Source organism: Pseudaestuariivita sp., from assembly GCF_052825805.1.
The window spans coordinates 194,971-207,332 of the sequence record NZ_JBRBVB010000002.1 but is presented as its reverse complement, the minus strand read 5'-3'; the positions used below and the strand labels follow the sequence as shown (position 1 = coordinate 207,332).

The 12,362-nt window shown below is 66.3% G+C and carries 10 protein-coding genes; 4 read left to right on the top strand and 6 right to left on the bottom strand.

Going from position 1 to position 12,362, the window contains the following annotated elements:
- Window positions 1-94 precede the first annotated feature (94 nt).
- Window positions 95-1,297 (bottom strand): N-acetylmuramoyl-L-alanine amidase, encoded by a 1,203-nt coding sequence (locus ACU0B3_RS02100; RefSeq protein WP_446259149.1) that lies wholly within the window; start codon window positions 1,295-1,297, stop codon window positions 95-97.
- Window positions 1,298-1,365: 68 nt separating this feature from the next.
- Window positions 1,366-2,514 carry a pyridoxal phosphate-dependent aminotransferase gene (locus ACU0B3_RS02095; RefSeq protein ID WP_446259148.1) on the bottom strand — a complete coding sequence of 383 codons (1,149 nt, stop codon included), beginning with the start codon at window positions 2,512-2,514 and terminating at the stop codon, window positions 1,366-1,368.
- A gap of 54 nt (window positions 2,515-2,568) precedes the next feature.
- On the opposite strand from ACU0B3_RS02095, the gene ACU0B3_RS02090 reads away from it, so the two are divergent.
- On the top strand, window positions 2,569-3,882 hold the full coding sequence (locus ACU0B3_RS02090) for a M48 family metalloprotease (protein WP_446259147.1): 1,314 nt from the start codon (window positions 2,569-2,571) through the stop codon (window positions 3,880-3,882).
- A gap of 15 nt (window positions 3,883-3,897) precedes the next feature.
- The gene (locus tag ACU0B3_RS02085; protein ID WP_446259146.1) at window positions 3,898-4,650 is read left to right on the top strand and encodes a DsbA family protein; all 753 of its coding nucleotides are present in this window, start codon (window positions 3,898-3,900) and stop codon (window positions 4,648-4,650) included.
- Between the two features lie 40 nt (window positions 4,651-4,690).
- Here the strand turns inward: ACU0B3_RS02085 and ispG are convergent, their stop codons facing one another.
- From ispG to hemA, 3 genes are all read right to left on the bottom strand, one after another.
- Window positions 4,691-5,806: a flavodoxin-dependent (E)-4-hydroxy-3-methylbut-2-enyl-diphosphate synthase gene (ispG, locus tag ACU0B3_RS02080; RefSeq protein ID WP_446259145.1), complete on the bottom strand. Its 1,116-nt coding sequence runs from the start codon at window positions 5,804-5,806 to the stop codon at window positions 4,691-4,693.
- A gap of 161 nt (window positions 5,807-5,967) precedes the next feature.
- A complete protein-coding gene (locus tag ACU0B3_RS02075) occupies window positions 5,968-7,575 on the bottom strand; it encodes a helix-turn-helix domain-containing protein (protein ID WP_446259144.1) in 1,608 nt (535 codons plus the stop codon).
- Between the two features lie 105 nt (window positions 7,576-7,680).
- Window positions 7,681-8,904 (bottom strand): 5-aminolevulinate synthase, encoded by a 1,224-nt coding sequence (gene hemA / locus ACU0B3_RS02070; protein WP_446259143.1) that lies wholly within the window; start codon window positions 8,902-8,904, stop codon window positions 7,681-7,683.
- A 118-nt stretch (window positions 8,905-9,022) separates the two neighbouring features.
- Here hemA and ACU0B3_RS02065 point away from each other — a divergent pair, with 118 nt between their 5' ends.
- Both ACU0B3_RS02065 and ACU0B3_RS02060 read left to right on the top strand, forming a co-directional pair.
- Window positions 9,023-10,396 carry a M20/M25/M40 family metallo-hydrolase gene (locus tag ACU0B3_RS02065; RefSeq protein WP_446259142.1) on the top strand — a complete coding sequence of 458 codons (1,374 nt, stop codon included), beginning with the start codon at window positions 9,023-9,025 and terminating at the stop codon, window positions 10,394-10,396.
- Entirely contained in the window at window positions 10,393-11,247 is an 855-nt protein-coding gene (locus ACU0B3_RS02060) for an alpha/beta fold hydrolase (protein WP_446259141.1), read from the top strand. The genes ACU0B3_RS02065 and ACU0B3_RS02060 overlap by 4 nt, the downstream gene beginning before the upstream one ends.
- A gap of 171 nt (window positions 11,248-11,418) precedes the next feature.
- On the opposite strand, the gene ACU0B3_RS02055 is transcribed toward ACU0B3_RS02060, so the two are convergent.
- Window positions 11,419-12,294, bottom strand: a complete 876-nt coding sequence (locus ACU0B3_RS02055; protein WP_446259140.1) for a glycosyltransferase family 2 protein — start codon at window positions 12,292-12,294, stop codon at window positions 11,419-11,421.
- Between the last annotated feature and the right edge of the window lie 68 nt (window positions 12,295-12,362).

The following is a 12,362-nucleotide window of genomic DNA, read 5'->3' as shown; positions in this document are numbered from 1 at the left end:
CGTATTCTGCTTGGTTCCCGTTCGCGATACCATCCCGCCCTCGCGGGGTCAAAACACGAAGCGCCCCGGGCTGCGGGGAATTTTCCCGCTCGGCCTACTTTCGCCGAAGCGGCGCCAGCGCGGCATCCTCGAGCGCCCAGGCCTCGATCCCCGATTGCAGCCCGCGCACCATGCGCGCACGCCAGGCAGGATCCTGCATGTCCGCCAGGTCCGCCGGGGTCGACAGGTACCCGACCTCGACCAGCACCGACGGGATATCGGCTGATTTCAGCACCGAGAACGAGGCGGCCTTGAGCGGGCGCTTGTGCGTACGGGCGCCTGCGCCCCGGATCGCCGTGACAAGTTGGCCCGCCAGCGCCCTCGAGCGCGGGGTGGTCTCGAGCCGCGCCAGGTCCATGAGCACCCGCGCGACCACATCGTCGGTGTGGGCCAGATCGAGCCCGGCCAGAAGGTCGCTGCGTTCGTGCCGCTCGGCCAGCGCCGCCGCCGCCGCATCGCTTGCCTCTGCGGCCAGGGTGTAGACCGTCGCACCCCGCGCCACGCCTTCCTTGAGCGCGTCGGCATGCAACGAGACAAAGAGATCGGCCCCGGCCGCCTTGGCCAGTGCCACGCGCCGCTCGAGCGCAACAAAGACATCCGCATCCCGGGTCAGTACGGCGTCAAAGCCGTCGGTCCGGCGCAGCGCATCGCGCAGCGCGCGCGCGAGGATGAGCGTCAGGTCCGCCTCGCGCACACCGCCGGCCTCCGCGCCGGGGTCGATGCCGCCATGGCCCGGGTCGATCATCACCACGATCTCACCGGTGTTCGGCGCGGGCGGCGTCTGCGGCACGGGCGCCGGCCCCCATGTGGCATCCCGCGGAGCGCCCGCGCGCGCGGCAAAGGCCTCCGCATCCGTCTCGCCGAGCGTGAGCGTGAGCGTGGCGCCGTCCTCGCGCAGCGCCATGCCCGCCGTCTCGACCTCCAACGGCACTGCCAGATCGAGCACCATCCGCGACCAGCCGGGCTTGAACCGGCCCACGTGCACCGCGGCGACCCGGTCCGCGCGGTCGAGCGCCCGGGCGTCAAAGCCGCTCCAGTCCACTTCGCGGAAATCGAGGACCAGCCGCGGCGGGCCGGCGACGGTGAACACGCGGTAGGGCACGCCTTGCGTCAGCTCGAGCGTCAGCTCCGCCCCGCCCCAGGTGTCCTCGAGACTGCTGCCGGGCGCCGTGCGCGCGAGCGCGGAGAAGTCCTGCGCAGCCGCCAACCCCGGCAGCGCCGCAAGCCACATCCAGAAAATCGTACAAAGACGCGTCACGCACACTGCTCCGGTCTGATGCCGTTTGCACGAGTAAACGCCAGGCGCCGCCGCGCTGGCAAGGGCTGTCAGACGCTCCGCCGCGTCATGTAGGCCGCCAGCCGCTCCAGCCCTTCGGTGATGTCAGCGGTGCTGCCCGCGTAGGAGAACCGCACCGTCTGGTGGCCGCGCTCCGGGTCGAAATCGAGCCCCGGCGCCACCGCCACGCCCGCTTGATCCAAAAGCTCGTCGCAGAACGCCAGGCTGTTGCAGGTATGCTCCGACACGTCTGCATAGATGTAGAACGCCCCATCCGGCGGCGCGATCCGGTCGAAGCCGGCCTTGGGCAATCCTTCGAGCATCAATCGCCGGTTTTCCGCGTAGACAGAGAGGTTTGCAAGGCATTCCTCATGTGCCTCGAGTGCGCCAAGGGCGGCCACCTGCGCGGCATGCGGCGCACAGATGAAGAGGTTCGCGGCCAGGTTCTCGACCCGGCGCACATGCGCCTCCGGCACCACCATCCAGCCGACGCGCCAGCCGGTCATGCTGAAGTACTTGGAAAAGGAGTTGATGACGTAGACCTCGTCCGAGAGCTCCAGCGCCGAGACCGCGCGTTCGCCGTAGCTGAGGCCGTGGTAAATCTCGTCGCTGATGAAGGCCGCGCCAGTGTCCTTGCAGACGTCGATCAACGCGCCGAGCGCGACCGCGTCCAGCATCGTGCCCGACGGGTTTGCGGGGGAGGCCACAAGCAGACCGTCAAGGCCGTGGGCCGCGACATCCTCCGGCACCGGTTGCAGGCGGTTTTTCGCCAGCGTTTCAATGTCCACAGCTTCGAGCCCTAGCGCGCGCAGGATCTGCCGATAGGACGGGTAGCCCGGCCGCCCGATCCCCACCCGCGCGCCCGTGTCAAAGAGCGCGGAAAAGGCCAGCACAAACGCGCCGGAAGCGCCTGCGGTCACGACCACCCGGCCCGGGTCGAGCTGAATTCCGTACCACTTTTCATAAAGTTGCGCGATCGCCGCCCGCAGCTCCGGCAGTCCGGTCGCCTGCGTATAGCCCAGCGGCCCTTCCTCGAGCGCGCGCGACAGCGCCGCCCGCGCCGTGGCCGGTGCGCCGGTGCCCGGCTGGCCGACCTCCATGTGCACGATGTGGCGTCCTTCGGCCTCGGCTGCGCGGGCTTTTGCCAGCACGTCCATCACGATGAAGGGATCGACGTCGCCGCGCCTTGAGTTCCGCATGATCCGCCTCCTAAAGTCGCGCCAACCTCGTCACAAATCCAGAGAGTGCCGTCAATGCTTCGCCTCCGTGCCGTGCTGACCGTTTGCATGATCCTTCTGACCGCCGTTCAGGCGCAGGCGCGCGGGCTGATCCGCGATGCGGACATCGAATACGCCCTGAAACAGGTGGCAACGCCGGTGCTGCGCGCCGCGGGGCTCAGCCCGAACTCGGTCAAGATCCTGGTGATCGACGACGGATCGCTCAACGCCTTTGTCGCGGACACGCAGCACATCTTCCTCAACAAGGGGCTGATCATGCGGCTGCAAAGCGCCCCGGCGCTGCAGGCGGTGATCGCGCACGAGGCGGCGCATATCACCAACGGCCACCTGACGCGGCGCGCGGGCAACCTGCGCACGGCGCGGACGGTGGCGGGGCTGGGCGCCATCCTTGCCGCGGCCGCCGCCGTCAGCGGACGCCCGGACCTTGGCGCCGGGCTGGCGGCAGGCTCAGCCGGCTCGGCGCAGCGCGTGTTCTTCAGCCATACCCGTGCGGAGGAGGCGAGCGCCGACCAGACCTCGGTGCGCATCCTCGCGCGGGCGGGCATTCCCGTGGTGGGCGCCACCGAAGTCATGGGCATCTTTGCCGGTCAGGAGCTGCTCAAACCGGGCCGCCAGGACCCCTACGCGCGCACGCACCCGCTTTCGCGCGACCGTTTGCGCGCGCTCAAGGCGCAAGCCGAGGCTTATAAAGGCCGCGGACGCATCGATCCGGGCGCGGAGTACTGGTTCCAGCGGGCCAAGGGCAAGCTCACGGCCTTTACCCGCGCACCGGGCTGGACCTTTCGCCGCTCAAAGGAGAGCCCGACCCAGGACATCAAGCTCATGCGGGAGGCCGCCGCCCATCACCGCAAGTCAGACGTGAGACGTGCGGTTGCAGCCATCGACGGTGCGATCCGGCTGCGCCCGAACGATCCCTTCCTGTGGGAGCTCAAAGGCCAGATCGAGCTTGAGAGCCGCAGGACCGGGGATGCCGTTACCACCTACAAGCGCGCCGTGAACCTCGCCCCATCCGAGCCGCTGATCCTCGGCGGATATGGCCGCGCGCTGCTGGCGGCCAAGCAGTACCAGGCCGCGCTTCCGATCCTCGAGCGCGCCCGCTCCGCCGATTACCGCGACGCGCGCATCCTGCGCGATCTGTCGGTCGCCTATGCGCGGCTGGGGCGCAACGGGATGGCCTCGCTGGTGACGGCGGAACGCTATGCCTTGCAAGGCCGGCTCAAGGATGCAGAACTGCACGCCAAACGCGCCCTTGGCCTTTTGCCGCAGGGGTCTGGACCTGCCCGCCGGGCCGAGGACGTGCTAAGCGTCGCACGCCGCGCCCGTCGATAACCAAAGGATGATCTGATGCGCACTCTTCCCTCCTTGCTCGCCGCCTCTGCGCTGAGCCTCACGCTTTCCGCCCCCGCCTCTGCCATCGACCTCGAGGCGATGAGCGCCGAGGAGCGCGCCGCCTTCGGCTCTGCCGTGCGCGCCTACCTTTTGGAAAACCCTGAAGTCATCATGGAAGCCGTCGCCGCGCTCGAGGCGCGCCAGCAGGCCGAGCAGGCCGCCGCGGACGTCGCGCTGGCCGCGCAGCACATGGACGCGCTCCACAATGACGGCTTCTCCTGGGTTGGCGGCAACCCGGAGGGCGACATCACTGTCGTCGAGTTCATCGACTACAGGTGTGGCTATTGCCGCCGGGCGCACCCGGAGGTCGACGCCTTGCTCGCCGCGGACGGCAACATCCGCCTGATCGTCAAGGAACTGCCGATCCTCGGGGAGGCGTCGATGACCTCGTCGCGCTTTGCCATTGCAGTCAAGCAGCTGGCGGGCGGGGACGCCTACAAGGCGGCGCATGATGCGCTGATCGCGCTCAACGCCGATCCGAGCGACGCCGTGCTGACGCGTCTGGCGGAGGGGCTGGGCCTCGACGCTGGCGAGGTGCTGGCGCGGATGGAGGCGGACAGCGTCTCGGACGAGATCGCCCAGACCCGCGAGCTGGCGCGGGCGCTGCAAATCAACGGCACGCCGTCCTTTGTATTCGGGGACGAGATGGTACGCGGCTACGTGCCGCTCGATGCCATGCGCGAGATTGTCGCCGCCGAGCGCGGGTAAAGCTGGGCCCACATAAAATGAGGGCTCATTTTATGTGGGGTCACTCCGCGGCGATGGCGTCGAGTTCGGCGGCTTTCTTTTCGACCTCTTCGACGATGTGGTCGATCATCTGATCGTTCGACATCTTGTGCGAGGCCTTGCCCGCCAGATAGACCATGCCGCTGCCCGCACCGCCACCGGTAAAGCCGACGTCGGTCATCAGCGCCTCTCCCGGTCCATTGACCACGCAGCCGATGATGCTGAGCGACATGGGCGTCTTGATATGCTCGAGCCGCTTTTCGAGCGTCTCGACGGTCTTGATCACGTCAAACCCCTGCCGCGCGCAGGAAGGGCAGGAGATGATGTTCACGCCCCGGTGGCGCAGGCCGAGGGATTTGAGGATCTCATAGCCGACCTTGACCTCTTCGACCGGGTCCGCCGAGAGGGAGACGCGGATCGTGTCGCCGATCCCCATCCACAAAAGGTTGCCGAGGCCGATGGCGCTTTTGATCGTACCTGAGGTGAGCCCGCCTGCCTCGGTGATGCCGAGGTGGATCGGCGCGTCCGTGGCCTCTGCCAGCGCCTGATAGGCGGCCGCGGCCATGAAGACGTCGGAGGCTTTGCAGCTGATCTTGAACTCGTGAAAATCGTTGTCCTGCAGGATCTTGATATGGTCGAGACCGCTCTCGACCATCGCGTCTGGACAGGGCTCGCCGTACTTCTCCAAAAGGTGCTTTTCGAGACTGCCCGCGTTCACGCCGATGCGGATCGAGCAATTGTTGTCGCGCGCCGCCTTGATAACTTCCTTGACGCGCTTTTCGTCACCGATGTTGCCGGGGTTGATCCTGAGGCAGGCCGCGCCCGCCTCCGCCGCCTCGATCCCGCGCTTGTAGTGAAAGTGGATGTCCGCCACGAGCGGCACCGGGCTTTCGCGCACGATCTCCTTCATCGCCCGGGAGGACGCTTCGTCCGGGACCGACACGCGCACGATATCGGCGCCCGCCTCAGCGGCCGCCTGCACTTGCCCGATGGTGCCGGGGATGTCGGTCGTGACCGTGTTGGTCATGGTCTGCACGCTGATCGGCGCGTCGCCCCCGACGGGGACGTTGCCGACCATGATCTGCCGCGAGGTCCGGCGGTAGATGTTGCGCCAGGGGCGGACGTGATTGACGGACATGAGGGTGGTCACTTCTCAGCTGCGATCTGGGCGCAAGTGTAAACCTTGGTGGACAGGTTGCAAGACGTCTGGCGGGTCTCAGTGGAGGCTGGGCGCAATTGCCTCACGGCTGGCGCGCCAAGAAAATGGGTTCACCAAAGCCCGACCGCAAGGTGGCGCGATCAGTTGTCCTGCACCGGGAGCGCGCCAAGCTCTGCCACGACGCGGCGCACGTCTTCGGACTGGGTCGACATGTCGGCCACGCCAAAGTCGGTCATCACGGCGCTCGCGGTGAGCTGCTGGTTGTCGGCTATCTCGCCCCGTCCGCCGTAAGGTCCGTAGGTCTGGCCTGCGACGTTGAAATAGACGCCGCCCGCGTTGCCGGTACGGATGATGGGAGGGTTCTCGGTCTGTGGCACGGTGTAGGTATCGCCCGCGTTCAGCACCGCTTCGAAGAGGCGCGCACCTGCGGCGTCCTTGATCAGCACCCAGGTTGTTTGCGTTGCAACGACCGTCACGGCGGGCTGGCCGTTTTCAAAGACTTGCGGACGGGACGGCACAGACGGCAGAGCCGGCGAGGTCACATCCGCGACTTGCAGCACCGGCGCGTCGGGAGCGACCGGGACAAGGCCCGGGTCGAGATCGGCGAGCAGCGTGCCGAGGTCTTCATCGGTGCCAAGCTCAGCCAGTGCAAACTCGGTCTTGAGCGACTCTGCGGAGAGGTCGATGTTGCCGCGCGACGTGCCCGGCGCGCCCATCGGGCCGTAAACCGTGCCGTCGACCATCACGTAGACATCGCCCGCCCGGCCCACGACAAGGCTGCCGCCCTCGGGCGCAACGGTGTAACTGTCGCCCGCATTCATCGTCGCCTCGTGCACCACCGCGCCGTCCGGCCCTTCGACCTGCAGCCACGAGGGGCGCGCGGCGAGGATCGTCACGCCCGCGTGGCGCGACAGCGGCACCGCGTCGGCGGGGGCTGTGGTGATTTCCGGCGCGGCGTCTGCGACTTGTGTCCCGGTGAATGCCCCGTTGCGGCGGGGGTCGAGCGTCGAGATCGGACCGTCGCGCGCCACCAGCACGGGAACATCAAGCGCCTGCGGGCGGTACAGCCGGTCGAGCGTCTGCGTCGGCGCCTCGAGCGTCTGCGCAACTTGCGCCACCTCGGTGGTGCGCGCGGCTCCTGCGAGCGGGTCGAGGTCGGAAAGCGCGATCGGCGTCTGTTCGACCGGGGCAAGCTGCACGCGCTGGACTTCCTGCAAAACGCTCCACCCGCCGTAGCCGATCCCGCCCAGCACCAACGCCAGGACCAGTACCGAGCCGACGGCAGCCGGTTCGATCCGCGACAGCACGCTGTCACCCACCGGAACAAAGGCCGTGCGCGCATCGACGAGAGGGTCCGACTTGACCGCGGAGGCGCTTGCCGCCGCCGTCACCGCTTCGCTGCGCTTGAGCGAGGACGCCTCCGACGACATGCCGTGCGCCGTCGCGAACCCGCTTTCCTCGCAGAACGCCTGGAACACCAGGTCGCTGTCCATGCCGAGATATCGCGCGTAAGACCGCACGTAGCCCGCGATGAAACCGGGCGTTTCGAACACCGACGGGTCGCAATTTTCGATGGCGGAGATGTAGGCGGCCTTGATGCGAAGCTCACGCTGAACATCGAGGAGCGACTTGCCAAGCGTCGCACGCTCGCCGCGCATCAGGTCGCCGAGGCGCGTCTCAAAGTCGTCAAAGCCCTTTGGCTTTGGCGCCTCTGTCTCGGCACTCTGGCGCGGTTTGCGTCCGATCATGTCCCGGCCTGTCCACATTACGTCGCGCTGTCCCGCGCGATTCGATCCCCAAATCCTTGGATCTGCTTAGCACAGCATGGACTTATGAACAGGCTTTAACCTGAGTTACGCCCTGATTTCGGCACGATTCAGCGCACATCCCGACCAGAGCGCATCAAGCGCTTGCACCAATGCGTCCGTTTCCGCCGGACCGTGCACGGGGCTCGGAGTGAACCGCAAACGCTCGGTCCCGCGCGGCACGGTCGGGAAATTGATCGGCTGGACATAGATGCCGTGCTCTTCGAGCAGGCGATCCGACAGCGTCTTGGCGTGCACCGGATCGCCCACGATCAGCGGCACGATGTGCGAGCCATGATCGAGGATCGGCAGACCCAGCCCCTTGAGCCGCGCCTTCAGGCTCTTGGCCTGCGCAAGATGGCGCGCACGCAATAGGTCGTCGCTCTTGAGATGCCGGACCGAGGCCGCCGCCCCTGCCGCCACTGCCGGAGGCAGCGACGTGGTAAAGATGAACCCCGGCGCGTAGGAGCGCACCGCATCCACCATCCGCGCAGAGGCCGCGATGTATCCGCCCATCACGCCATAGGCCTTGGCAAGCGTGCCGTTGATGATGTCGATGCGCTGCGCCAGTCCGCGCGCGGCCGCCACCCCTGCCCCGCCCGGGCCGTACATGCCGACCGCGTGCACCTCGTCGATGTAGGTGAGCGCGCCGAACTCCTCGGCCAGATCGCAAATCTCGGCAATCGCGCCAAAGTCACCGTCCATCGAGTAGACCGACTCGAACGCAATCAGCTTGGGCGCTGCAGGGTCATCCGCCTCCAAGAGCTCTCTCAGATGCGCGGTGTCATTGTGGCCAAAGATGCGCTTGGCCCCGCCGTTGCGCCGCACTCCCTCGATCATCGAGGCGTGGTTGAGCGCGTCCGAATAGATGATCAGCCCCGGAAAGAGCTTTGGCAGCGTCGAGAGCGTCGCATCATTGGCGATATAGGCCGAGGTAAAGAGCAGCGCCGCCTCTGTCCCGTGCAGATCGGCGATCTCCGCCTCGAGCGCCTTGTGGTAGACCGTCGTGCCGGAAATGTTGCGTGTGCCGCCCGAGCCAGCGCCCGTGGCATCAAGCGCCTCATGCATCGCGGCCAGCACAGTCGGGTGCTGCCCCATCCCGAGGTAGTCGTTCCCGCACCACACCGTCACATCGCGCGTGCTGCCGTCGGCGCGTTTCCAGACCGCATGGGGATAGGCGCCCTTGCTGCGCTCGATGTCGATGAACGTCCGGTAGCGGCCTTCGGCATGCAGGCGGTCAAGGGCGGTGTCGAGCTGGGCGGCGTAGTCCAAGGGGCGTCTCCGTCTTTGATTTAGAACTGACCTAAACGTCTCAGCGCCGGGTGCAGCCGGGCAAATTGACGCTGCTATGGGGGCTGCTACTCTGGGTGCAAACCATTCGGAGCTCTCCATGACCCTTGACCCCGTCCTCGCCCGTATCGACGCCGACCTCGACGCCTCGGTGGCGCGGCTGATGGAGCTTTTGCGGATCCCCTCGATCTCGACCGATCCGGCCTATGCCGCGCATTGCCAAGAGGCTGCCGACTGGTTGGTAGAAGACCTCGCCTCGCTCGGCGTCGCCGCTGAAAAGAGGGAGACTCCGGGCCACCCGATGGTGGTCGGCCATATCGACGGGGACGGACCGCACCTGCTGTTTTACGGCCATTACGACGTGCAACCGGTTGATCCGCTTGAGCTTTGGGACACCCCCCCGTTCGAGCCAGAGCTGCAGGACACGCCCAAAGGCAAGGTCATCCGCGGACGCGGCACGTCCGATGACAAGGGGCAGCTGATGACCTTTGTCGAGGCGTGCCGGGCGTGGAAAGAGGTGCACGGCGCCCTGCCCTGCAAGCTCACCTTCTTTTTCGAGGGGGAGGAAGAATCCGGCTCCCCCTCGCTGGTGCCCTTCATGCAGGAAAACCGCGAGGAACTGACCTCCGACATGGCGCTGATCTGCGACACAGGCCTTTACGGCCACGACACGCCGGCCATCGTGACCATGCTGCGCGGGATGCTGCAGGAGGAGATCACGATCACCGGCCCGTCCAAGGACCTGCACTCGGGCATGTTTGGCGGGATCGCCATGAACCCCGCGCGCGTGCTGACCAAAGTGCTTTCGTCCCTGCATGACGAGACCGGGACCGTGACAGTGCCGGGTTTTTATGACGGCGTGCCGGAGCTCTCGAACTCGGTCCGCGCACAGTGGGAGGGGCTGGGTTTCGACGAAAAGGCGTTCCTCGGCGAAGTCGGCCTGTCCGAGCCTGCGGGCGAGCAAGGCCGTACCGGCCTCGAGATGATCTGGTCCCGCCCCACGGCCGAAATCAACGGCATGTGGTCGGGCTACACCGGCGCGGGGTTCAAGACCGTGCTGCCGTCCAAAGCCCACGCTAAAGTCAGCTTCCGCCTCGTCGGCACACAGGACCCCGAGGCCATCCGCGCCAGCTTCCGCAAGATGGTCGCGGACATGATCCCCACCGATTGCGAGGTGAGTTTTTCCGAAGATCTCGGCGCCGGCCCTGCCTCGGTCATGTCGACCGAGAGCCCGATGTTCGACGCCGCGCGGCAAGCGCTCAGCGACGAATGGCCGAACCCCGCGGCCTATGTGGGCTCCGGCGGGTCGATCCCGATCGCAGGCTATTTCAAGTCGATCATCGGCACCGACGCCATGCTCATCGGCTTTGGCCGGGACGACGACCAATTGCACTCGCCCAACGAGAAATACGACCTCGAGAGCTTTCACAAAGGCATCCGCAGCTGGGCGCGCATCCTCGCGGCGCTCACGTGATAGCGGGCTTCGAGACAAGTAAGACGAACGGGCTCTTCTACGCCACAGGTGGCGACGGCCCACCGCTCGTTCTGCTGCATGGCTTTCCCCAGACGCATGCGATGTGGATGAAGATCGCCCCGCAGCTTGCTGAAACACATCGCGTTTTCTGCTTTGACCTGCCCGGCTATGGCGCCAGCGACACACCGCCCCTCCAGGGCAGCAGCTTCCGCGCGATGGCCTCAGCGATCCTGACGGCGTTGGACGGTTTCGGGGTCGAGGACTTCGCGCTGATCGGTCACGACCGGGGCGCGCGGGTGGCGCACCGGATGTGTCTCGACGCGCCGAACCGCGTGTCCCGCGTGGCGCTCCTCGACATCGTGCCGACCCACACGCTTCTTGCAGAGCTCAAACAAGAGGTCGCAAGAGACTATTATCACTGGTTTTTCCTGGCTCAACCCGAACCCATGCCCGACCAGATGATCGCCGCGGACCCCGATGCCTTCTTCGAAGGCTGCCTCGCCGGCTGGGGCGGCGCGGGTCTGGCGGAGTTCGACGCAGCCGCCCTCGACGCGTATCGCGCAGCGTGGCGTCAGCCAGATCGGATACGCGGCATGCTCAACGACTACCGCGCCGCTTTATCTATCGATTTCAACGATGACGCGGACGACCTTGATGCGAAGGTTCAATGCCCTGCCCTGATCCTCTACGGGGCGGACGGGGTCATGGCGCGGCACTATGACGTGCCTGCGACCTGGGCGCCGAAGTGCGTGGATATGGTGTCGGAGACGGTGCCGGGCGGACATTTCTTCCCGGACATTGCACCGGAGGAAACGGTGGCGAAGTTGAAAGCGTTTCTCGCCGCCGGGTGATAGCCGCACGTCGACGGGCCCTGGTTCGGCGATCCGACGAGTGTTTCAAGCACCTTTATGGTGGCCAAGTCCTTGCGGCGGTCGAGCGATGCGCTGCTGTCTACGTATCGCCGGGCCGTGGGAGGGCCCGGAGATGTGCGGCGGCCTTTGGCCTTGATTCCGCACGGGTACTTAGAAAAGCCCAATAAAGCGGTCTGGCAGCACGTACTGGAGGTCGTGGTCCTTGCGGTCGAACTGGTAGAAGCCCGTATCCCCACGCGCCTTCCACGAAGCGTGCATCCCTTTGCGCAGCCAGCCAAGGTCAAAGCCGTCCTGCATCTGCAAATCGGCGAACGCGTCGAACACGGCCCGGTCCTCTCCGCGCGCTTCGGCAAACCAATGGCGGCCGATGGAGATGTCCTTGACCGTACCGCCAATGGACTGCGTCACCGCGTTGCGCTGGTTCATGGTCTCCACGTAGTTCGGGAAATCGCAGAACTTGAGGTGAAAGAGGTAAAGCTCCTCCGGCGCAAAGAGCTTGGAGGCTTGGGTGAAATGCCCGCCCCTTGCGATCTTGGTGCCAAGCGAGACCACGCAGGGTTTCGAGTAGTGCGGCGCGAGGCGCACGTGGCGGCGGGGGCCGAGGATGGTATCGGTGATCGCCTCGGGCTCGACGTCGATGCGGTGGATGACCTCCAGCCCGACAGGCGTCAGCACGCGGCGGATCGGGCTTTGCGCAAGGTAGTCCAGCAGATCAAGGCCATGGACCGGATCGACCACTACCAGCTCGTCCACGTCCCCGACGATCACATGGTCGTAGTAGCTGCGCAGACCGGCGACGAGCCCGTTGAGGAGCCGCCAGCGCTTCATATCGAAATTCTTGTGCGGATCGCCCGGGATGCCGATGACGTTGCAGCCCGAGGCGAGGTCCGAGACTTCCCCCCCGCGCCCGTGGTTGATGATGTAGCAATTCTCGCGCCCGAGCCGCGTGCCGTAATAGCGCAGCCAGGCTTTGAGAAAAAACGCGTCGTCACGCACCATCGTGACCGCGGCGGCGGTGGACTGCATCGGAACCCCTTACATGTGCGCACGCCTCTACCGGGCGCTTTCAACGTGTGTTTCGCGCCTCTACCGGA